The following is a 20,469-nucleotide window of genomic DNA, read 5'->3' as shown; positions in this document are numbered from 1 at the left end:
TCCTGCCAGCTTAAAGGTGAAGCTCATTTGAAATGAGTGTTGGATTGGTGACAATTTGTCCTAATGTCTGACAGTATGTCTCAGAGCTGCCCCTATAAGCAAAATAGACGCTACTCGTGATGGCAAGTAATTTGAACAGACATAGAGCATCAGGCATCATATTGTATTTAAAATTTGAGCAGTGAGTAAAAAATGAAGAATCCAAGCAGCACCAGTCGTGAATTAGTAGATATTCGCCGTGCATTAGATCAGTCGGCTATCGTAGCCATTACTGACAATGCAGGTGTGATTATTCATGTGAATGATAGGTTTTGCGAAATTTCCAAATTTTCACGTGAAGAACTCATTGGCAAAACCCATCAAGTCATTAATTCGGGGACACATCCCAAAGAATTTTTTGTTAATCTATGGAAGACCATTTCAAGTGGTCAAACGTGGGTCGGTGAAATCCGAAACAAGGCAAAAGGCGGAAGTTATTATTGGGTTTATACAACCATTGTTCCATTTCTTGACGACGCCGGAAAGCCTTATCAGTATGTTTCGATCAGATTTGAAATCACACAAAAAAAACAAGCTGAGGAAAGTCTGGCCTTATACGCAAAAAGGCTTGAGGTGAGTAACAGAGAACTTCAAGATTTTGCTTCAGTTGCAGCTCATGATCTTCAAGAACCTCTACGCAAGATCATCGCCTTCTCTGAACGGTTAAAAACAAAATTTAGAGATAGTTTGCCTGCTGAGGCCATTGATTATTTTGATCGAATGATGTCTTCGGTCTCTAGGATGCAAGTTCTCATTGACGATTTGCTCACTTTTTCACGAGTCACAAGCCAGGCTCAACCATTTATCAAAACTGATCTTGATAAAATCATTAGAGAGGTCATTTCTGACCTTGAAATTCGCATCGAACAGACTAATGCTAAAATTTCCGTTGATTCACTCCCGCAAATGAATGCTGATCCGTCACAAATGCGGCAGCTATTTCAGAACTTGATTTCCAATGCGATCAAGTTTCAAAAGCAAGGTGTTCCTCCGGAAATTTTAATCAAATCAAAAATTGAAAATTCTAACTGCATTATCTCTGTTTCCGATAACGGCATTGGTTTTGATGAAAAATATCTTGATAGGATCTTTACAATTTTCCAGAGATTGCATGGCAGAGGTGAATATGAGGGAACAGGTATTGGTCTAGCCGTATGTCGTAGAATTGTTGAGCGACATAATGGTCACATAACAGCAGAAAGTAACCCCGGAACTGGATCAAAATTTATTGTTAACTTACCTCTCAAACAAAAAACAGGAGAGCCAGGAGAATTGATAGATGAGTAAGCCAAAAGAATCAGTAACAATATTGATTGCCGATGACGATTCAGATGACCGTCTTATGATTGAAGAGGCCTTGCGTGAAAATCGCCTTTCAAATGACTTACGATTTGTCAAAGACGGCGAGGAACTTATGGACTATCTGCTGAGAAAAGACAAATTTTCAGAAACAGCTTCAAGTCCTAAGCCGGGACTTATTTTACTTGACCTAAACATGCCACGCAAAGATGGTCGCGAAGCACTGAAAGAAATAAAATCCAATCCACATTTGAAAGGCATTCCCGTTGTTATATTAACGACCTCTAAAGCTGAAGAAGATGTCTATCGCACTTATAATTTAGGCGTTAACTCCTTTATAACAAAACCTGTAACCTTCGATGCTCTGGTCGCAGTTCTTCGAGACTTCGGTAGATATTGGCTTGAAATTGTAGAACTTCCCACATCTAAAGAGCGCTAACTGATGAAATCAAAAAATGTCCGAGTCTTTCTCTTAGATGACGACGAAGATGACTACATCATGATTCGTGATCTCCTAAATGAGATTAAGGAACTTCAGTGTAGCCTTGAGTGGGAATCTTCTTACGATAAAGCCCTCAAAATCATGGAGAAACAAATTCATGATATTTATTTATTAGATTTTAGATTAGGTGCTCACAGCGGGCTCGACGTTTTAGATGAAGCTCACAATCAAAATTGGATGCGACCAATTATTATTTTAACAGGTTTCGGGGATCATAATATCGATGTTGAGGCAATGAAACGTGGAGCCTCGGATTACTTGGTAAAAAGTGAAATCACTGTTCCTCTTCTTGAACGATCAATTAGATATTCAATAAAAGGTGCCGAGGATCTTATAACGGTGCGTGAGCGCGAAGCTCAAATCGTTATACAAGACCGCTTGGCTTCAATCGGCCTCCTAGCTTCAGGGCTTGCTCATGAAATTGGAACCCCTTTGGGAATAATACGAGGCCGATCAGAAATGCTGGCAAAACAACTCTCCGGAGAAGTTACTGACTCGGCACCTTTAAAAAGCAGTGCTGACATCATTGTTTCTCAAATTGACCGAATCTCAAAACTCATAAAATCTTTATTGAATCTCGCCCGTGGTGGTCAATCAACCGAGGTGGCATCCGTTCTTTTATCCCCGGTTGTCAAAGATGTCATTGAGCTGCTCAATCATGAATTTTTAAAAAATAAAATAGAAGTGAGAAATAATGTGACCCTTGATGAAGTGTTCGTAAAGGCAAACTCTGGTGCACTCCATCAGGTCATACTTAATCTTCTCGTTAACGCCGTTCACGCTATCGAGGCAAAGGCACAAGAGGGCAGATCTTCTTCACATTTCATTGAGATAGCATTAAGGGACTCTACTGATATGGCTGTCTTGAGTATTAAAGATTCCGGTTGTGGAATTACTAAAGAAAATATGAAAAATATTTTCAAACCATTCTTCACGACAAAAGATGTCGGTATAGGCACAGGTCTTGGACTCGCAACCTCCTACCGCATCGTTGTAGAATGGGGTGGCGAAATCAAGGTTGAGAGCCAACCTGGTATTGGCACGACTTTCAAAATATTTCTTCCAAAACATTAAGCATTAGAAAATTGATCAGGCTGCTGGATAAGAGTAACCAGGGGTTTAAGCCCGTGCGGGGCACCAGACTTTTGCAATTACTCATTACTTTTAATTGATTGACCAGCCTCTCAATTGACGCTATTTTTTATTAAAATAAACTGAATTGGGAGTATTTTATGAAAAAATTCTTTTTATCGTTAGTCATGGTTTGTCTTTTCCCCCTTGTTAGCTTTGCTTCAGAATCAAGCGAGCTTGCGATTCAAGCTTTTAATTCATCTAGTGTAGTACAGTATGCAATTCAGAAAAAGCAGACTGAAGATACATCTTTGAAATTTGGTAAGTTTACAGCTGTAGCGCTTAGTGGTGGTTGTGGATATGTCGGATGTGACATTGTTTACCTTGTGGTTCAAGAGCTTACGAATAATGAAACAAATGCCTACTTTACTACTGTTACGGCAATTGTATCAGTATCAGCTATTGGTAAGGCTACTGTAATAAAAGTCAATCCACTATAATGCAGACCTCCGCTAATTCTGTTGAAAGTAGTGGAATAGTTTTTAGACGGCGCACCTTTTGCTGGATAAAGTGAGGGAGTGGTAATGAAAATGAAAGTATTATTTTTGTCAGCAGGTTTGGTGGTTCTAGTAGGACTCTTTCAAAACTGTGGTGGAAATAAAGAAGCAAGCATGCATGCAAGTGGGCTCTGACAGCCCTGGAGCGGCAAGCTCAGCACCTAGAAGCTCCCCCGGAGTTACACCCACAGCATCCAATGGGGCTACACCCGGGGCATCCCCGACAATAAAATGTGAAGCAGATGTTGAGTTGTTCAATAGGTCAAATTCAAGAATTAGATTTGGATATTATCATTTCACGCTGTTGACTAATACATTGCAAGATTGTGTAACTGCATTAAGAAATACATATACACCATGTCTTGGAAAAACCACTTGTGGAACATACACCATGACTGGAACTCCAGATATGTGGAGAACTTGTAATAGTGACACAACATTTGACACTAAATTTACCGAAACGGTTATCGCAACCGGTGTTGTCACAGAATACAAACGGACGAGTGGCACCGCTGCGCCCTGCGATCAACTCCGCGTTTCTCAGTAATTCAAATGTGGTTATTTTTTAGTACGAGTTTTATTTTTCCCGTAAACCACAAGCTTTGATGTCAGCATTGTTGTTTTCATACCTTAGGCAAAGAAAAAGTTTAAAATTTAATCTAGTTTTGAAGATTTTTTGCCATAAAAATATCGAGGAGTCTATGGACCTTGTGATTGGGCGGATCAACGGCTTTTTGTATAGATCTATTTCTATCTTCCGATTCTTTTCTGTGAGCCTGCCAAGCATGCCAGGCTGATTTTGCCCAAGCATTGACTTTGAAGGCATGCTCTTCAGAGGTTTTTGCAGAAACGACGTCTACCACTGTCATAGTGCCTAAAGAATGCGGAGGAGAAAACCACTGGAATTGATGTTTCTTCTCATCAACCAATTGAGACAATGCCTTTGTCACAAAATCGAAGGACAAGTTTCTTTCTAAAATCAAATAAAGAGACGTTAAATGCACATTAATTGATTGAGCCGCTCTGGGCTCATATTTCCCCGGATGTTGAACGGCGTAAGCATCCACTGTGATGCCGATGAACTTTCATATAGGCTGGGTTGCTATATTCTTTCTCAAGGATTTCACCATAGATTTTCCAGCACCCGGCATTAGACCCTAAGTAAGCATGAACAGGCCCCTGGATATCCGGAACGAGAGCTTTGCAATCTGGGCAAATGGAATTGTTCATCATAATGACTTTCTAACAAGCTGAAGTTGTTATGTCTACCGCTGATACTCATAAGATATCCATATTAATTCAATCAAAATAACATTGCCCCTGAATGAAAAATAAGCTATCTATCTCTCATGGCAAAGCGGAGTCAAAAACATTTTGGTAACGTTTCAGATGAGTTTAATAATTATTGGAAAGAATCAGGAAGAAAGGTTCATGGGGGCGCATATGCCCATGGAAAAAGAAAAACTATCAGACCCTTTGATTCAAAAAAACCTCTTCACCTTGTACTAAGATCTTCGCGAGCCAAAGGTGAAACTTCCATGTCTAAAAAGCAAATTAAGATTAAGCAGATTATTGATCTGTACGCAAAAAAATGGGGCATAACGCTTTATAAGTATTCGAATAATGGCAATCACCTCCATATTTTACTTAGAGCAAAACATAAAAGCGACTTTCAAGTATTTTTGAGAACGATTTCAGGTGTCATTGCCCGACTTATGCTTAACGCAAAAAAAGGGCAGTCACAGGGTTCTTTTTGGGACACTCTTGCTTTCACAAGGATTGGCGATTGGGGAAAAGCTTTTAAGAATCTTTCTGGTTATGTTGTCCAAAATATTTTAGAGGCCGCTGGCATTATCGCTTATCAGTCTAGAAAATATAAGCTTGTTCCAATAAATTCTACAGCCTAGTGAGGCTATGCGGTCGTAGATTTTTAAATTCTCCCTCCAACTCAAAATCTAATCTTTTAGGGTCGGTTTTTGGCCATTTCAGCGCCCAAGGTAGATCTTGTTGCTTCAATACCATTTCTCGGCCATCATTGATTTATGAAATTACGACTTCAATTGATTACTGCTTTGACTTTTCTTCTTCCCACCCTAGTTTCGGCCAATGTTATTGGTACCGATGCTTCTAATTTTAGTACCATTACGAGCGGACTTGATTTTATCACGGTTCAATCCTCTGAGACTTTAGAACCTGGGTTGCTTAATCTTGGGCTCTTTGGAAACTACGCTAAAAATTCACTTTCTTATCTTGAAGGTGCTACCAGTGATGGCAGGCGGCTTGAAGATTCTATTTACACATCTGATTTAAATTTTGGACTTGGTCTTGCAAAAAATTGGGATATGGGGATTAGCGCTCCCTTTTTATTGGGAGCTACAGATAATAGTCTCGATGCTCGAGAAATTAGACTTATTAATAATGGTATTACTGAAGTTCGCGCGAATACAAAATTCAGATTAGTGGGAGATCAAACTGGCGGTGTCGCAGTCATTGCATCCGTAAATTTTGGTCTTATTCGAAGCAATCCCTATACTGGCGAAAATGCGGGGCCTACCTACAATTTTGAATTAGCTGGAGACACAACAATAAATGACAGTGTGGCTTTGGGTTTGAATGTGGGTTATCGCCTCAGAAGCCCCGGAACCAGAATCCCTCGCTTTCCTGTTGATCCGTATGGAAATCAATACATCGCAAGTATTGCAGGAAGTTATTTGATTCCCGAAACCGATGTTAAATTTATATCTGAAGTTTTTGGAAGTCTTCCCGTTTCTAAAACAAATAAGAATACCGACAACAGTCAGACGACATTAGAATATTTAGGCGGAATCAAATATGACGCTACATCTGCTGTTGCTCTACATCTTGGAGCAGGCACTCGCTTGATTAACGGAACTGCTTCTCCAGATTTAAGAATTTATTTGGGAATCAACTGGGTTTTGGGACCTTTTTGGGGCAACGAACACGAAGAAAGTTTTCGCAAAGTTAAAGCTCCTACTTATGTGGCCAGTCGATGGGAAGAACCTGAAGTTGAATTTGAAGATTTCGAAAATGACTTTTTGCCTGATGCTGATGAGGTTGCTATTTATTTACCCTCTGACATTCTCTTTGCGTTTAATAGTGATAGGCTTATTGAAAAAGCAAGCGGCAGTCGCTTTGCACTTGATAAGCTCGCCAAACAACTCCAGGCTCAACCTAAATTTATTCGGGTTGTTATTGAAGGATACACAGATTCTATTGGTTCAGGAAAATACAATCGCGACCTGAGTATGCGACGTGCCGCCAATATTAAAAAATATTTGGTTAATAAAGGAATTAGTGAAAGAAGACTCACCCCTATCGGTTACGGCGAATCAAGACCCATTGCTGACAATGGCAATTATCAGGGTCGAAAGAAAAATCGCCGCGTCGAATTTAAACTTTATAAGAAACACTGACTAAGCGTTATTGCAACAGGCACTGCGCCAGAGTTGCTTGTCCATCACGGTAGAGTGTGAAGTTGCCTAGCAAACGATGTGTGCCAGATTCAGTGATTTTCAATATCATTATGTGCCGTTCACCTGGTGAGTGGTGGCCGATTGAGGTGGCATCCTTTGAACCCGCGGAGGTTTGATATTGTTTGCTTATCCGGCCATTGAATTCTGCTTTGATGGGTGTGTTTCCACCAATTATTTCTAAGCCCATTGCTTGAAAATAAGTGCCTCTTCCAGAAAAACTACCATCTGATTTTACTGCAATCGGACCATCAATGTGAGCTGAAGCACAGTTTAGATTAATATTTACATCTCCGGCCTTCTCAACAATGAGATCAATATCCTCTGAAGCCCAGTGCCCTGAAAGAAGGGGCACTTTTTTTGGTAATTGTGGTCCGCAATAGTAATCACCGCGGTGATCGCCGGCCACAAGCTTGGCCTCGAAAACCACTCTCTTGTCTACTAACATAATTCTCAAATAAAGTTGCTTTTCGTCATTGCTGATTTGACCATTGAAAAATGCTTTTTGAATATATGGAGTGTTCTGAATAATACCGGATGAAGAATTATTGTCGTAATCAGGTTGATTCGTGTAAGTACCATGTGCGCTAAATTTACCATTGGAATCAATAAAAACAGCCCCGTCAACACGAGCTGAGTCGCATTTTAAATTTACTATTAATCCATCACTAGAAGCGACGGCCCCTACAGCATCAAGGCCCCATGAGCCGACTAAAAAGCGTGGCAAAATCGGCTCAGTTGGTGGAGTGTCGTTACTACGCGGTTCCCTGTCTTCTAAAGGGGCGCCTGAACTATTCAATGTCAGCGCGTTGCTATTTAAACCCAGATAGGCCTTCTCACCATCGTATGATTTATCGTGAAATTGAGTCCCACCACCACAATTCTGAAATAAAACCACTAAAAATAATGAGCTAAGAATAAGTGTGAATTTAAACATAAATAACCCTCCCTTTAATTCCTGTAAATATAGAGATGCACTACTTTAGTTACATATGGCCCAATAAGATGTCAGCCATTTGAAAATAATAATGACCAGCATCATCTTTACCTAATTCTGTTGGTGCAATCAAAACTCCAAGAGTTTGATAACTAGCGGGTAAATTAATAGTAGCAAACCCAGTGGTTGTGTTTGGTTGTGTTTGGTTGAGTTTGATAGGTACCTACATGAATCCACGCATTGTTAGCAGGATTAGTTAAGTAGAGATTATATGTTTTAGGAAACGCATGGACAACGTTACTATGCATGCGTGCTTTCAAAAAGACTGTATTGATTAAGGTACTTTTTGGTAGATACGAATAAAGAAATGTTCCGCGATCGTTTGCTGAAGAAGAAAATATATTGCTGCTATAAACAGAGTTTGAATTGTTATCAGCTACATTGGCTACATCCCAGCCGGTGAGTATGTCATCTGCATTTGCCGATGTCTTTGCAAATGCTGATGTCATGGTCAGATGACCTAATAATAGATCTGCAATCTGAAAGTAATGTTGATTATTGTTATCTACACTTAATTCAATCGGAGTAATCAACACACCGTGAGTTTGATAATTAACAGGTAAAGGCACAATGACCACACCTGTTGTTGGGTTTGGCTGTGTATTGAAATCACCAACATGCATCCATGCAGAATTGTCTGAGGTTGTTAAATATATTTTATAAGATTTTGGAAACGCAGTGACTACACCATTGAGTAAGCGTGCTTTAATATAAACTGTATTAATCGTGGTGCCGCCAGCAGCACTTGGCAACCAAGCCGCAAGATGAGTGCCTCGATTGTTTGCCGCAGTCGCAAAAGCATTGCTGCTGTAAACAGTACTTGTAACGTTATCTAGAATATTAGTTGGTGTTGGTGTTGGTGAAGTTGTCGAAGATGGTAGTCTTAAGGTATCTCCTGTTTTCGTAGGTGCAAAATCAACTGATTTTTTCTGACACGCAATAGTGAGCAGAAATAATGAGAGAACCAAAAACTGACCAATTTGCTTAATCATATATTCACCCCTTTTTAAAACCCTTGTCTTCACTAACTGTAAAGACGAGGGCATCACCATATTCAACTCATTGCTTTACAGGGTGAAAGTGTGATTAAGTTTTTGACGGTTGTTTTAAGAGTATTTGACAGTTAAATTATTTAAGTCGAGAAGTACGCATAACATATTGAAACAATTGGCATTAATTAATTTGAGGATACAACCGTTTACCCGCTGTGATGCCTCTTCTAGCTGGGCTCCCGCCGGGAGGTGAATTGCGAACGCAAAGATGTTATTCCCAATTCAAATATTGAGCGTAGTATTATTGAATAGGTGCTGGCATTTGGATTTGGATCAAGTCCTTTTCCCATTCGGTGAAGCTGGTGGGTATACCAAGAAATTTCCAGCGGAAATAATTTATCAAGAAATTTAAACCCTGTTGTCAGAGCTGTAACTTCGCTCTGGATGTTTTGTCCACCCAAAAGATCATTTGCGAAATTCGGATTAATTGCTAGCGGGCGTCCCAATCCAATGAGATCAAGTTTTTGTTCTTTTAAGGCAGCTGTCATAAAAGTTCCTGTACGAAATCCGCCTGTGACCATTAAGGGGCAGCGAATTTTATTCTTGATCGCATTTGAATATTCCAAAAAATAAGCTTCCCTTCTTATTGTACTTTCTCGTTTACTGATACCCATCATTTCTGGGCTCTCATATGAGCCACCAGATATTTCTATGAGATCAATTCCCAAGTTCGACAAAAACTCAGCGATCATGATCGAATCTTCAGGGGACATTCCACCTTTTTGAAAATCTGCACTATTAATTTTTATTCCAATGGGGAAGTCTGGGCCTACGGCCTTTCTCATTGCCAAATAGACTTCACGCCCAAAGCGCAATCTATTTTCAAAATTTCCACCCCAACGATCACTTCGCATATTATGCTTTGGAGAAAAAAACTGGCTCACTAAATAACCATGAGCACCATGAATTTGAACTCCTGAAAAACCGGCCTCCTTCACGCGAGCGGCGGCAAAAGCAAACTGTTCAATGATCGTGTAGATTTCTTTTTCTGTTAATTCACGAGGTGTGTTGAAAATTCGATTCAGAGGGGCACGTAAAGGTATGCTTGAAGGTGCAACAGGCTCACGGCTTAAAAACTTAGGACTCTGCTTACCGGGGTGATTTAACTGAATCCAAAGTTTCATTTCAGTATTGTTAGCGCTCGATGCCCAAATTTTTAATTCCGATAAATTATTAAGATTTTTATCAATGACAACATTGTTGGGTTCACCCAGTGCCGATGAACTCACCATAACGTTGCCTGAGATACACAAACCCACTCCACCTTTTGCCCAGCGTTGATAAAGTGCATAAAATTCTAGGCCAGGATGGTGATTTTTGTCCGCCATGTTTTCACTCATGGCAGATTTCACGAGACGATTGGAAAGTATTTGCCCACAAGGAAGTACGAGAGGTGATTGTAAGTTCATAAGGTGCTAATTTGTAAATCTTTGAACTCGATTACTGATTCTTTTAATAAAAAGGCAATGTTCGCATCATAATCTGGGTGAAGTGATTCTCCTATTTTATAACGGTGCAGACCCTCGTTACGGATGCGATAAGAAAGATAACCACACCCTTCGATGTATTTAATCAATTCAACAGGTGTCATTAAACAGTCAGGAAGATGACTTACTTCGCTCACGATTATTTTCGGTGGTGAATCCTTAAATATATTTTGCATACCTTTAAAAGCAAGAATTTCAGCTCCTTCGATATCGATTTTAATTCCGTGAAATCGCAAATTATTTTTTTTAACAAAATCATCTAATTTTAAAACCGGAACTTGGATCTCTGAATATTCTTTAATATCTTTATGGTGTACTAGCGAGGCTCGCTCGTTTTCATGGAGTGGAATTTGAAGTGTTAGGTTTTTTTGATTGCCATCCGATACAGCTGCTTTAGTTAAAACAATATTTTCTACACGATTGGCTAATAGTGACTTTTCAAGTAAATTTATAACTTTAGGATTTGGTTCAAAGGCATAAATTTTGCCTTTCTCACCGAGAATTTTTGAAAGTAAAAGAGTGTAAAAGCCGATATTTGCTCCGACGTCGGCCCAGATTTGGCCGGGTTTTGCCAATTTTTTAATAAGACCACTGACTACAGGTTCGTAGATTCCTAAAAAATAGACATGACGAAATGTAAAATCAGACATAGTGACGTAGAGTTCAAAACCATCTTGCATTACCGCTTTTCGAATAGATTGAGGGTCGCGCAAAAATATTTGGTTACCTGTATGCCAGCAAAAACTTCGAACGATCTTGTTGTGGGGAAATCGGTGCCCAATACTTGCTAGAATATTTTCTAGGCGGTGATTTTGTGCAAAAATATTTCCCGCCGCATTCATTACTCGCATATCTAAGACTCTAACAACAGTTAGTCTTTATGGAAACATTATTTAAGTAATTCAGAAGTTTAAAATGTTGCCATGGAGTGTCTACATAATTTGAGTGTTTTGTTTTTTTACAAATTTTTGCAATCTCACAAAATGAAACACTAAACATTCTCATGTTTTACCTACCTCGACCAACGGCATGATCTATGCTCTATCACATGGGTAGTGGGGTAACATATGAAAGTCAGAAATTTTGTCAAAATTATAAGCACTGTTTTATTGGTTGCTGGTTGTGGCAATGATCTACAGTTTGATCCAAAAAGTAAGTCACTGCCGTCAACAACTGGTGGTGGTGGTGGAAAATTTGGAGATGACCCCGTAGATTCTGAAGGTTTTTTAAATGAAACTTTTAATGCACCCGTTTCAGCAATTAATGCTGTTGATATTTTATTCATCACTGATGATTCAGGTTCGATGCAAGAAGATCAGGCAAACTTAGCAGAGAGATTTCCAAATTTTATTGCCGAACTTGATGGCATAGACTGGCGTATTGCGATCACCACAACTGATGCTAGTTCTTCAGGATTAAATGGTAGTTTGAGCCCACTTTATGATCACAGGCATCGCGAAACTGGATCTTTTGTTTTAAGCCCAGGCCCAAATGCTCAAACGTATTTTGAAAATACAATTCAGCGTAGAGAAACGGGTGATGGTAATGAGCGAGGCGTAATGGTCGCAGGTCGTGCCATTCAAAAAAATAATGACCCCGATTTTGTAGGTTTTTTTAGACCACAGGCTGCACTTGCCGTAGTAATTCTTACTGATGAAGATGAAAATTCAAATCAAAATGGCAGAAATCCGAATAACCCGTTTGATCCTAACCTTGATCGTTGGTCTATAGAAGATGAGCCAGATGAGTTAATCAACACACTTAACAACGTACTTCCTGGAAAATCATTTAGCTTTAATGCCATCACAGTTTTACCTGGTGATAAACAATGTTTTAAGCAACAAGGCACGGGTACTTACGGCCATGTCTATGTTGAAATCGCTGATAAGACGGGTGGTATTAAGGGAAGTATTTGTGACTCAAACTTAACTGCTACAGTTTCAAGTATCGGCAAAAACATCAGACAACAACTTGCTTCAATTCAACTTAAAGAAATTCCAGAAGTTGGAACAGTAGAGGTAAAGCTTATCCCTCATGATCCGACAGTCAGCTGGACTGTTACGGGTGACAAGCTTCACTTTAATAAGCCTTTAGCAGCGGGTACCAAAATTAAGGTTCGCTACAAAAAAGTAAAATAGAGTTCAAGGTAGGGTTGTCGATTATTCTAGCCTTAAGTCTGCACAAAAAACTCACTGAAATTCCGATGAGTTTTATGCATGGAACAAAGTATAGTTGGTATAGCTCAAACAAGCTTGTGGCGCCTTGGTGTTCGCACTGAAAAATTGCGCATTTATGTCTTTCGCATTTTCACAATGATCTATCTTTCATTTCGTGACACATTGTTTTATCAAAAACAAAGTGTCCGCTCTGTTTCAATCGCAATAATGAACCAAGTATATTAAACAGGTTGGCAAACCCTTCCCCTTATTGGTGTTTTGGCTTTCGCATCAGGGATGGTAATTGTACTTCAATCGATGTCTCAACTCGTAAATATTGGTGGGAGTGCTTTGCTTGGAAATCTGCTCGTTTCAGTCATAGTTCGAGAACTTGGCCCCCTCATTACAGCCCTCATTGTTATCGCTAGAACTTGCCCTAGCGCTGCGGCTGAAGTAGGTAATATGAAAGTGAATAAAGAAATTGAAGCATTAGAAGTTTTGGGAATTAATCCTTTAAGCTTTATTGTGTTTCCGAGGCTTGCTGGTGGAGTTTTATCGGTAATTTGCTTGAGTTGTTATTTTGTTTTTATTGCATTTGTAGGCGGCTACATGGCTGTGAGTCTATCGCAGAATTTTAGTTTATTTATTTATATTGATACTTTTGCAATGGCATTGACTTTAAATGACATTTTCTTTTTCTTTCTTAAAAGTATTTTTGGTGGACTAATAATTTTTGCGATTTCTTGTTTTCAGGGATTACAAGTTAAAACGAGCTTTCACGAAGTGCCTGCACTTACGGCTTCTGCCGTGGTATCTAGTGTTATTTTTGTCGTAGGGTTTAATCTCACCATCAGTATTCTTTCGTACATTGAGACTATGATGAAATTGGGGTTGTTGTGATTGAAAATATAACTTCTTTAGAATTTCAAAATGTTTCATTTCAAACAGACTTTGGATCAATTTTAAATGGGATTAATCTGAGTATCAGTACAGGAGATATCGTCTGGATCCAAGGTGATGTTGGCCGTGGACTTATTTTAAAAATTGCGGCAGGACTCGTTAAGCCAACAATGGGGCGTTGTCTTATCAATGGCAAAAGTATTTATGAAATGACTTATGAAGAATTTTTGCCCTTTCGCAAAAGTATTGGTTATGGATTTGCGTTTGGCGGACTAATTAATTCACTCACAATTAAAGAAAATCTTCAGCTGTACCATCAATATCATCGAACAACAAACGATGATACCCAGCAAACTATGAAATTCATGATTGAACTTTTTCAACTCCAAAACTATCTCAATCAATATCCAATTAAGGTTCCGGGCCGTGTTAGAAAATGGACATGTCTGGCGCGAACATTCATTGCACAGCCCAGTGTGATTTTACTTGATGACCCTGCAAGTGCTATTGGGCTTCCAATTCTAAATGTATTACGAAACTGGATTATCGAAAAACAGAAAAGTACATGTATGCTTATTTCATCAGATGGGCCTGAATTATTCAATGGCCTCGATTATAAAAAAATATATTTAAAAAATGGGAATATTGTTTCTGAAGAATATCACCAACAGGAGGTCGCGTGAGTGACTTGAAAGTTAAATTCACCCGAGCTGAAAAAATTGCTGGTGGTTTTATGGCAACAGTTTTATTTGGAATCGCTGTCACTTTGTGTGTTGTGGTTTACAAACAAGGTTGGTTTGCTTCTCATGTTAAATACACAGTGAGTTTTGAGCGAGCACAGGGAGTATTTCCGGGTACAAAAGTTGAAATGACGGATCTTAAAATAGGACATGTCGAATCTGTAGAGATTCAAAATGATGGACAAATTATTGCTACCATCAGTGTTCTAAAAAAAATCCAAGAGCGCATTAAAGAAGATTCTCTCATTCGCGTTGTTAGACCATTTATTATCGGCGATAAAGCCCTTGATCTCATTGTAGGAACTTCTTCGGCGAAATCTTTAGCTCCTGGCGGACAAATTCGTTCAGAATTAAGTTTTGATATTCTTGAATCTCTCGATGGTCGCGCATTAGCGCCTTATATGAAAACATTTAGCGAAGTAGCTGTTAGTCTTAAATCTCTTGCCGAAGCTTTTATAGACCCTAAGCGCACTGAATCGCTCGTTAAAATGTTTGATCGCATGGCGCCATTATTAGATAATTTAAATAATGCATCACTTCAATTTTCTAGCATGAGTCAACAAATGACGCATAATAAGAACCTTCAAATGGCAGTTGAAAACTTGGCCCAAACTACACTAGAGATGAATAAGATTTTAAAATCATCCCCTGATATGGCTAAAAATATTTCTGAAATTGTGCGTACAACAAGTACTGTTATGCAAACTTTAAATCAACTCATGCCAGCCATACAAAGCATGGCTCCAGAAATGCCAAAGGCTACCCATCGTGCTGTTGAAGCGCTTAATGAAGTGTGATTGTGCTTAAGGCTATGCAAAAATCGTTTGTATTGCGTAGCTCTGTTAAAGAGGTAAAAGAAGAAGAAGCCCTGGCAAAAAAACAAAAAGAGATTGAGCTCAATGATAAAGAAAAGCGACAGCCATCAAATGAATAAACAATCAAAATCCGGAATTTTTCTTCTGTAATCTTATAAAGATGCTAACTCATCATTTACTTGGGTACATAACTCCTCTATAGTCCACGGGTTATGCAAAGTGCAGATCAAATTAAAGAAATTACAAGACGAAGAACTTTTGCCATTATTTCTCATCCTGATGCTGGTAAAACGACTTTAACAGAAAAGCTTTTGCTCTATGGCGGTGCTATACGCCAAGCAGGAGCCGTCAGAGCAAAGACTAATCAAAAACATACCACATCTGATTGGATGGAAATCGAAAAGCAACGTGGAATTTCTATCAGTACGAGTGCTCTACAGTTTGAATATAAAGGATTTCGAATAAATTTACTCGATACGCCTGGGCATAAAGATTTCTCTGAGGATACTTATCGTACTCTCACTGCGGCTGATGCTGCAGTCATGCTCATAGATGCCGCTAAAGGTGTGGAGCCGCAAACAAGAAAACTTTTTGAAGTCTGTCGTATGCGTGGTCTTCCCATTTTCACATTCATTAATAAACTTGATCGCAATGGTCGTGACCCACTTGATTTACTTGATGAGTTAGAAAAAGTTTTGGGTATCAGATCTTGCCCTATGAGTTGGCCCATTGGTATGGGAGCTGATTTTCGAGGGGTTTATGATCGTCAGTCAAATCAGGTTTTACTTTTTCAAAAAAGCGGCGAAGCCAATGCAAAAACAAAATTAGAATCAATTCGTGTTTCAGGTATGGACGAACCCGTGTTTCAAGAGGCTTTAGAGTTATTAGAACTTGCCGGTGACCCTTTTGATATTAATCGCGTCCTAGCTGGTCAATTGAGCCCTGTGTTTTTCGGGAGTGCGATGAATAATTTTGGAGTTGAGCATTTTTTAGATCGATTTATTGAAATTGCTCCGTCTCCTTCAGCCAGACTCAGTGATAAAGGTAAAATTGAAGCCAGTTCAGAAAATTTCACAGGTTTTATATTTAAAGTTCAAGCCAATATGAACCCGCTCCATCGTGATCGTGTTGCGTTTATGCGGGTATGTTCTGGAAAATTCACTCGAGGAATGGGTGTTAAACATTCAAGGCTTAAAAAAGAATTTAAACTTAATAAGCCTTTTCATCTCTTTGCTCAAGAGCGTGAGATTATTGAAGAGGCCTTTCCAGGCGATATTGTTGGTCTAATTGATACAAGTGGTGAGTTGCGAATTGGTGACACACTTTCGGTGGGGGCCCTTGTTACGTATCAAGGTGTTCCGCAATTTTCTCCAGAGTTTTTTGCAAATGTTATTTGTGTTGATCCGTTGAAGCGCAAACAATTTCAAAAGGGTCTTGATCAATTGCGTGAAGAGGGTGTTGTTCAAGTCTACAGACAAAAATATGTGGGTGATCAAGCTCCTATTTTGGGTGTGGTGGGTGTGCTGCAATTTGAAATATTTCAGTACCGATTACTATCTGAGTATGGTGTTGATGTTCGTATTGAGCGCCTCAGTTATAATCTGCTTCGTTGGGTAGAAGGCCCAGAGGCTGAGATAGAAAAAATTGCCATGAGAAGTGATAATCGTCGTATCGAAGACCGTGATGGCTGCGCAGTATTTCTCTTTGAAAACGAATGGGCATTGGATTGGATTATTAAAAATCATCCTGCATTGAAGTTTTCCAAAATCAAATAATTTTATCGTGTTGAATGACAAAGAAGGTTGGCAGCGAATTTCTGACCTTCGAGATTTGCTTTTATGCTTGCAGGATACTTTCCTGAGCGTTGATCTTTAACGCGAGAAACGGTGAGCTCAATATTTTCGCCTGTGTATTTGTCTTGATTAACGCCACTTTGAGTGGGAATAAAATGTGAAACGTTTAAGCTACCTTGTTTAACAAGGGTGGTCTTACCGTTGATTTTTTGAGTATAGAGGGTTACAGCGGTGTGACGTTTGAGGCCACCCACTTCAATGCCAGTTGCAAGGCCACCATTCATAGCAATACGAGCATCTTTACACATCACCGTGGTCTTCATTTTATCGTTCATGAGTGCTGCCATGGCAGTACCAGTTATTAGAATTCCAGCGAGTATTATAAAGATTTGTTTGTTCATATAAACTCCAGTTCATTGCTATGCGTTACATTGATAATACTCCTTAATGATTCGGTATGTAACTAATATTTAAGGGAAATTTGATGTTAATGTTTGTACAATTGATTAACTTTTAGACGTTTTTTATAGGCCAAGTGCTTTAATCTGCTCGTTGAGCCGTTTAACAAGCTCCTGAGTTTTTTTACGAAACTTATCCATTTCAGATTCGGCGTTATCAGGTATTTTATCCCATTCATTTAACGCATCTTGAAGATTGCGAAGCGTATCTTTAAGCTGATTTTCTGGTGGGATATCTTTCATTTTCTACCTTGAAGATTTTTTTTGATCATTTTTGAGAGTAAAATTTCTGAGTGCCCGTAACAATACCTGCAGCTAAGAAAGTTTTAATCAAATCCCCTGCAATAAATGGAAATAATCCTGCTGCTAGTAAACTTTCTGTAGGTACGAAAAATGAGAGCATGGCTAAACCACTTGCAAAAATCACAACACTGCCGAGTATTCCAGAAAGCCAAGTGGTACTAAAGCGAGATGACCAGCCGCGATCAGCGAGCCAACCTTCAAGATAGGCTGCACCAACCATTCCTAAAAGATAACCCGTTGTTGAGCCCCAGATCATGCCCGCGCGGCCCCCAGCAAATACTGGTAAACCAAATGTACCCATCAGTAGATAAATGAGTACAGAAGCTGTGCCTCTTTTTGAGCCCAATAAAAGTGCGACAAGCCCTACGCCTAAAGTTTGACCAGTGATTGGAACGGGAGTGTAGGGGAGCATGATTTTAACTTGTGCTAAAAGGGAGATTAAAACGGCACCTGAACCAACAATTAAAGCATCATGAATTCGCGAAGCGCCTTTTTCTTTAAAGAGCTGGGGAATAAATGCTTTATCGTTTGTCATGGTAGTCTCCTTAAAAAAACAAGTTATTGATATCGGTGGGAAGCTACCCTTGGTGGTGGTGTCGAGGCAATGAAATTTTGACAGTTAATTTAAAAGTGGCACCAAATTACTACTCGATTGAGTCAGTTTAATTCGGTTTAAGTCTTGGCACTGCTTTGCACCTCTGCCGCTTGCATGATTACATTAATACTGACTTTATTCTTATCTTATTCATCGGCTAAACCATTGCCAAACCCTCCGCAATCTGACCCAGCGCTTATTGGTTGGTCGGGTTTAATAGGAACGGCAGCTCCAAATCTTATTGATGTGCCTTATGATCGTTACACTGAAAATTTGAGAGAGTTTGTTTTAGATGACGGAAGCCTAATGGGCGGGCTCTTGTTTATGCAAGATGCTCAAGGGTTAACTCCAAGACCGTTAATTATAGCAAATTTTGGTTCATTATCAGATCGATGGTCAAGTGCTGGTTCGGCTTTTATTCGAGGTGTTGTACTAGCTAATAAATTAAGGGCCAATGTTTTGGTTGTTGATTCAATTTCTGGTGCTGGATTTTATTCACTTAATGAGAGTTTAAGTTTGGGCGGTTATGACGAGGGCCGTGCACTTGTGCAATTGGCTAAAGCAATATCAGCCGATAAGACAATTCCACATACAACGCTGCATTTATTGGGTGTGAGCTTGGGTGGGGCCGCTGTGATGCATGCCCTTGTAGAAGATCAGCGTTTGGGAACAGATTTATTTAAATCAGCGATTAGCTTTAGTGGCGTCACTCATCATGATGAGTTAACAGATTGTGTTTTGAATATGTTTAATTATTCGTTGAAGAATTCATCTGGCTGCAAATTATCATGGACAGGAAATCAGATCATTAAGAGTGCCCTTAAGCATTACAAAGCAACTCTGAGATCTGAGGTTATGCTTAAGTTGAAGGCGGAAGATAAGATTTTAAGTTCAAACAATGCTGGTCAGCGCTTTTATAATCTTTTTCATGCACGATTAAGTGCGCAAACGACAAAAAATATTAAGAGCCGAACTTTAGAAAATTTATTTCCATGGAATCCAGAGGTAGAGACTGAGTCCGTTGAGAGTTACCTTAAGACAAGTTCAGTGATATTTTTAAAGAATATAAATAAATTAAAAGTTCCGTTGATTGTAATACACGCAAAAAATGATCCTATTGTTCCGTATGCTCATTACAAAAGATTTGTCGATGTTACTTCTAGTTCTGAATTCGTCATGACCCATAGAACAAGATTTGGTGGGCATTGGGGGTACATTGCCTCCCATGGAACAGATTGGGTTGCAGAGTTAGTGAATAGAATCTTGCCTGCGAAATAAAAAGGGCCAACTCATTTACAAGTCAGCCCTTTGCATTTTTTCAAATTTTAAAATTACTTCTTCCCTTTAATCCCAACAAGTTCAATGTCGAAAACCAAAACTGAATTTGGTGGAATGCCGGGTCTGCCGCCCTCGCCATAAGCGAGCTCAGGTGGAATGACTAGTTGCCATTTATCGCCAACCTTCATCATCTTCAAGGCTTCCGTCCAACCGGGAATTACGCCCATTACTGGAAATTCTGCAGGTTGACCACGTTTGTATGAACTGTCAAATTCTGTTCCATCTGTGAGTTTGCCTGAATAGTGAGCCATTACGAAATCTTTGTCTTTAGGTGTTGGCCCTTTACCTGTTGTGACCACCTTGTATTGCAAACCAGAGGCCGTGACTTTGAAACCTTCAACAGTTTTGTTTTTTTCAAGATACGCAACAGCTGAGGCTTTACTCTTTTCAGCTGCAACTTTGGTTTTATCCATACGTGTTTGTTGAAACTGCATCATGGCTTTTTGCATTTCATCAGCTGTGAGTGCGGGCTTTTTTCCAGCGATCACATCTGAAACGGCCATCGAGAAGGCCGCAATGTCTAAATCTACTTCTTGGGTTTTAAAATTCCCACCAACTTGCTGACCAATTGAGTAACTGGCTTTTGCTTTGTCGGTTTTTAAATCGCTCTTGGGAGTTTGATTGCAGGCGGTAAGCCCCACCAAGGCTAGCATTATGATAAAAAATTTCATGGAGTCTCCTTTTTTTGAAAATGATTTAAATAAAATTGTAACTCACCAATACTTTCTTGAATGTCATCCAAGGCACGATGAGTATTTTTCTTTTCATATTTTATTTTAAATTTATGCATCATGATCACTTTCCATGATGTTACATCTAAATTACGATAATGAATTCGATTAGCAAAACGTTTGAAGTATTTATTTATAAAAAGTC

Annotated in this window: 24 protein-coding genes and 1 pseudogene; 15 read left to right on the top strand and 10 right to left on the bottom strand. The window is 39.3% G+C overall.

What is annotated here, in order from left to right; genetic code table 11:
- The first annotated feature begins 192 nt into the window (after positions 1-192).
- The 5 genes from SGI74_13905 (at position 193) to SGI74_13885 (ending at position 4,015) form a co-directional block, all read left to right on the top strand.
- Entirely contained in the window at positions 193-1,326 is a 1,134-nt protein-coding gene (locus SGI74_13905) for an ATP-binding protein (protein ID MDZ4678587.1), read from the top strand.
- Positions 1,319-1,777 carry a response regulator gene (locus SGI74_13900; GenBank protein ID MDZ4678586.1) on the top strand — a complete coding sequence of 153 codons (459 nt, stop codon included), beginning with the start codon at positions 1,319-1,321 and terminating at the stop codon, positions 1,775-1,777. Before SGI74_13905 ends, SGI74_13900 begins: the two co-directional genes overlap by 8 nt.
- 3 nt (positions 1,778-1,780) lie before the next feature.
- Positions 1,781-2,914 (top strand): ATP-binding protein, encoded by a 1,134-nt coding sequence (locus tag SGI74_13895; protein ID MDZ4678585.1) that lies wholly within the window; start codon positions 1,781-1,783, stop codon positions 2,912-2,914.
- A 158-nt stretch (positions 2,915-3,072) separates the two neighbouring features.
- A complete protein-coding gene (locus SGI74_13890) occupies positions 3,073-3,411 on the top strand; it encodes a hypothetical protein (protein MDZ4678584.1) in 339 nt (112 codons plus the stop codon).
- Positions 3,412-3,586: 175 nt separating this feature from the next.
- Positions 3,587-4,015, top strand: a complete 429-nt coding sequence (locus tag SGI74_13885) for a hypothetical protein (GenBank protein MDZ4678583.1) — start codon at positions 3,587-3,589, stop codon at positions 4,013-4,015.
- A 112-nt stretch (positions 4,016-4,127) separates the two neighbouring features.
- Here SGI74_13885 and SGI74_13880 read toward each other — a convergent pair whose 3' ends face one another.
- Positions 4,128-4,535, bottom strand: coding sequence for a DUF5946 family protein (locus tag SGI74_13880; protein ID MDZ4678582.1), 408 nt, complete (start codon positions 4,533-4,535; stop codon positions 4,128-4,130).
- 282 nt (positions 4,536-4,817) lie between these two features.
- Here SGI74_13880 and SGI74_13875 point away from each other — a divergent pair, with 282 nt between their 5' ends.
- A complete protein-coding gene (locus tag SGI74_13875; GenBank protein MDZ4678581.1) occupies positions 4,818-5,375 on the top strand; it encodes a transposase in 558 nt (185 codons plus the stop codon).
- 135 nt (positions 5,376-5,510) lie between these two features.
- Positions 5,511-6,902: an OmpA family protein gene (locus SGI74_13870; protein MDZ4678580.1), complete on the top strand. Its 1,392-nt coding sequence runs from the start codon at positions 5,511-5,513 to the stop codon at positions 6,900-6,902.
- Between the two features lie 7 nt (positions 6,903-6,909).
- On the opposite strand, the gene SGI74_13865 is transcribed toward SGI74_13870, so the two are convergent.
- The 4 genes from SGI74_13865 to SGI74_13850 form a co-directional block, all read right to left on the bottom strand.
- Positions 6,910-7,896: a hypothetical protein gene (locus SGI74_13865; GenBank protein ID MDZ4678579.1), complete on the bottom strand. Its 987-nt coding sequence runs from the start codon at positions 7,894-7,896 to the stop codon at positions 6,910-6,912.
- A gap of 164 nt (positions 7,897-8,060) precedes the next feature.
- Positions 8,061-8,948, bottom strand: a complete 888-nt coding sequence (locus tag SGI74_13860; GenBank protein MDZ4678578.1) for a hypothetical protein — start codon at positions 8,946-8,948, stop codon at positions 8,061-8,063.
- 227 nt (positions 8,949-9,175) lie between these two features.
- A complete protein-coding gene (locus SGI74_13855; GenBank protein ID MDZ4678577.1) occupies positions 9,176-10,417 on the bottom strand; it encodes an NADH:flavin oxidoreductase/NADH oxidase family protein in 1,242 nt (413 codons plus the stop codon).
- The gene (locus SGI74_13850; protein ID MDZ4678576.1) at positions 10,414-11,346 is read right to left on the bottom strand and encodes an FkbM family methyltransferase; all 933 of its coding nucleotides are present in this window, start codon (positions 11,344-11,346) and stop codon (positions 10,414-10,416) included. Before SGI74_13850 ends, SGI74_13855 begins: the two co-directional genes overlap by 4 nt.
- A 216-nt stretch (positions 11,347-11,562) precedes the next feature.
- Here SGI74_13850 and SGI74_13845 point away from each other — a divergent pair, with 216 nt between their 5' ends.
- The 7 genes and pseudogenes from SGI74_13845 (at position 11,563) to SGI74_13815 (ending at position 16,881) form a co-directional block, all read left to right on the top strand.
- A complete protein-coding gene (locus SGI74_13845) occupies positions 11,563-12,633 on the top strand; it encodes a hypothetical protein (protein MDZ4678575.1) in 1,071 nt (356 codons plus the stop codon).
- Between the two features lie 78 nt (positions 12,634-12,711).
- Positions 12,712-12,897, top strand: coding sequence for a hypothetical protein (locus tag SGI74_13840; protein MDZ4678574.1), 186 nt, complete (start codon positions 12,712-12,714; stop codon positions 12,895-12,897).
- 12 nt (positions 12,898-12,909) lie between these two features.
- Positions 12,910-13,551 (top strand): annotated as a pseudogene (locus tag SGI74_13835) (ABC transporter permease).
- The gene (locus tag SGI74_13830; GenBank protein MDZ4678573.1) at positions 13,548-14,234 is read left to right on the top strand and encodes an ATP-binding cassette domain-containing protein; all 687 of its coding nucleotides are present in this window, start codon (positions 13,548-13,550) and stop codon (positions 14,232-14,234) included. Before SGI74_13835 ends, SGI74_13830 begins: the two are co-directional and overlap by 4 nt.
- Positions 14,231-15,088: an MlaD family protein gene (locus SGI74_13825; GenBank protein MDZ4678572.1), complete on the top strand. Its 858-nt coding sequence runs from the start codon at positions 14,231-14,233 to the stop codon at positions 15,086-15,088. Before SGI74_13830 ends, SGI74_13825 begins: the two co-directional genes overlap by 4 nt.
- A 14-nt stretch (positions 15,089-15,102) precedes the next feature.
- Entirely contained in the window at positions 15,103-15,225 is a 123-nt protein-coding gene (locus tag SGI74_13820; GenBank protein ID MDZ4678571.1) for a hypothetical protein, read from the top strand.
- A gap of 93 nt (positions 15,226-15,318) precedes the next feature.
- Complete coding sequence (locus tag SGI74_13815; protein MDZ4678570.1) at positions 15,319-16,881, top strand: peptide chain release factor 3; 1,563 nt, start codon at positions 15,319-15,321, stop codon at positions 16,879-16,881.
- Between the two features lie 2 nt (positions 16,882-16,883).
- On the opposite strand, the gene SGI74_13810 is transcribed toward SGI74_13815, so the two are convergent.
- The 3 genes from SGI74_13810 to SGI74_13800 all read right to left on the bottom strand — a co-directional run bounded on the left by SGI74_13810 (position 16,884) and on the right by SGI74_13800 (position 18,195).
- Positions 16,884-17,300, bottom strand: coding sequence for a hypothetical protein (locus SGI74_13810; protein ID MDZ4678569.1), 417 nt, complete (start codon positions 17,298-17,300; stop codon positions 16,884-16,886).
- A gap of 123 nt (positions 17,301-17,423) precedes the next feature.
- Positions 17,424-17,600: a hypothetical protein gene (locus SGI74_13805; protein MDZ4678568.1), complete on the bottom strand. Its 177-nt coding sequence runs from the start codon at positions 17,598-17,600 to the stop codon at positions 17,424-17,426.
- 25 nt (positions 17,601-17,625) lie between these two features.
- Entirely contained in the window at positions 17,626-18,195 is a 570-nt protein-coding gene (locus tag SGI74_13800; GenBank protein MDZ4678567.1) for a biotin transporter BioY, read from the bottom strand.
- A gap of 174 nt (positions 18,196-18,369) precedes the next feature.
- On the opposite strand from SGI74_13800, the gene SGI74_13795 reads away from it, so the two are divergent.
- Positions 18,370-19,533, top strand: coding sequence for a hypothetical protein (locus tag SGI74_13795; GenBank protein ID MDZ4678566.1), 1,164 nt, complete (start codon positions 18,370-18,372; stop codon positions 19,531-19,533).
- Between the two features lie 53 nt (positions 19,534-19,586).
- Here the strand turns inward: SGI74_13795 and SGI74_13790 are convergent, their stop codons facing one another.
- Both SGI74_13790 and SGI74_13785 read right to left on the bottom strand, forming a co-directional pair.
- Positions 19,587-20,264, bottom strand: a complete 678-nt coding sequence (locus SGI74_13790; protein ID MDZ4678565.1) for an FKBP-type peptidyl-prolyl cis-trans isomerase — start codon at positions 20,262-20,264, stop codon at positions 19,587-19,589.
- Positions 20,261-20,469 (bottom strand): oligoribonuclease (locus tag SGI74_13785; protein MDZ4678564.1); only part of this gene is annotated, 209 nt, incomplete at its 5' end. The genes SGI74_13790 and SGI74_13785, both read right to left, overlap by 4 nt.

This window comes from Oligoflexia bacterium (genome assembly GCA_034439615.1).
Classification (GTDB): Bacteria; Bdellovibrionota; Bdellovibrionia; order JABDDW01; family JABDDW01; genus JAWXAT01.
This window is presented reverse-complemented; position numbering and strand designations above follow the sequence as displayed.

Excerpts from the sequence above, each read along its gene's own strand:
- SGI74_13875 (MDZ4678581.1), top strand. The coding sequence starts at position 4,818 with ATGGCAAAGCGGAGTCAAAAACATTTTGGTAACGTTTCAGATGAGTTT.
- SGI74_13850 (MDZ4678576.1), bottom strand. The coding sequence starts at position 11,346 with ATGCGAGTAATGAATGCGGCGGGAAATATTTTTGCACAAAATCACCGC.
- SGI74_13895 (MDZ4678585.1), top strand. The coding sequence starts at position 1,781 with ATGAAATCAAAAAATGTCCGAGTCTTTCTCTTAGATGACGACGAAGAT.
- SGI74_13805 (MDZ4678568.1), bottom strand. The coding sequence starts at position 17,600 with ATGAAAGATATCCCACCAGAAAATCAGCTTAAAGATACGCTTCGCAAT.
- SGI74_13815 (MDZ4678570.1), top strand. The coding sequence starts at position 15,319 with ATGCAAAGTGCAGATCAAATTAAAGAAATTACAAGACGAAGAACTTTT.
- SGI74_13845 (MDZ4678575.1), top strand. The coding sequence starts at position 11,563 with ATGAAAGTCAGAAATTTTGTCAAAATTATAAGCACTGTTTTATTGGTT.
- SGI74_13790 (MDZ4678565.1), bottom strand. The coding sequence starts at position 20,264 with ATGAAATTTTTTATCATAATGCTAGCCTTGGTGGGGCTTACCGCCTGC.
- SGI74_13840 (MDZ4678574.1), top strand. The coding sequence starts at position 12,712 with ATGGAACAAAGTATAGTTGGTATAGCTCAAACAAGCTTGTGGCGCCTT.
- SGI74_13800 (MDZ4678567.1), bottom strand. The coding sequence starts at position 18,195 with ATGACAAACGATAAAGCATTTATTCCCCAGCTCTTTAAAGAAAAAGGC.
- SGI74_13890 (MDZ4678584.1), top strand. The coding sequence starts at position 3,073 with ATGAAAAAATTCTTTTTATCGTTAGTCATGGTTTGTCTTTTCCCCCTT.
- SGI74_13905 (MDZ4678587.1), top strand. The coding sequence starts at position 193 with ATGAAGAATCCAAGCAGCACCAGTCGTGAATTAGTAGATATTCGCCGT.
- SGI74_13865 (MDZ4678579.1), bottom strand. The coding sequence starts at position 7,896 with ATGTTTAAATTCACACTTATTCTTAGCTCATTATTTTTAGTGGTTTTA.
- SGI74_13810 (MDZ4678569.1), bottom strand. The coding sequence starts at position 17,300 with ATGAACAAACAAATCTTTATAATACTCGCTGGAATTCTAATAACTGGT.
- SGI74_13820 (MDZ4678571.1), top strand. The coding sequence starts at position 15,103 with ATGCAAAAATCGTTTGTATTGCGTAGCTCTGTTAAAGAGGTAAAAGAA.
- SGI74_13795 (MDZ4678566.1), top strand. The coding sequence starts at position 18,370 with ATGATTACATTAATACTGACTTTATTCTTATCTTATTCATCGGCTAAA.
- SGI74_13855 (MDZ4678577.1), bottom strand. The coding sequence starts at position 10,417 with ATGAACTTACAATCACCTCTCGTACTTCCTTGTGGGCAAATACTTTCC.
- SGI74_13885 (MDZ4678583.1), top strand. The coding sequence starts at position 3,587 with ATGCAAGTGGGCTCTGACAGCCCTGGAGCGGCAAGCTCAGCACCTAGA.
- SGI74_13870 (MDZ4678580.1), top strand. The coding sequence starts at position 5,511 with ATGAAATTACGACTTCAATTGATTACTGCTTTGACTTTTCTTCTTCCC.
- SGI74_13900 (MDZ4678586.1), top strand. The coding sequence starts at position 1,319 with ATGAGTAAGCCAAAAGAATCAGTAACAATATTGATTGCCGATGACGAT.
- SGI74_13860 (MDZ4678578.1), bottom strand. The coding sequence starts at position 8,948 with ATGATTAAGCAAATTGGTCAGTTTTTGGTTCTCTCATTATTTCTGCTC.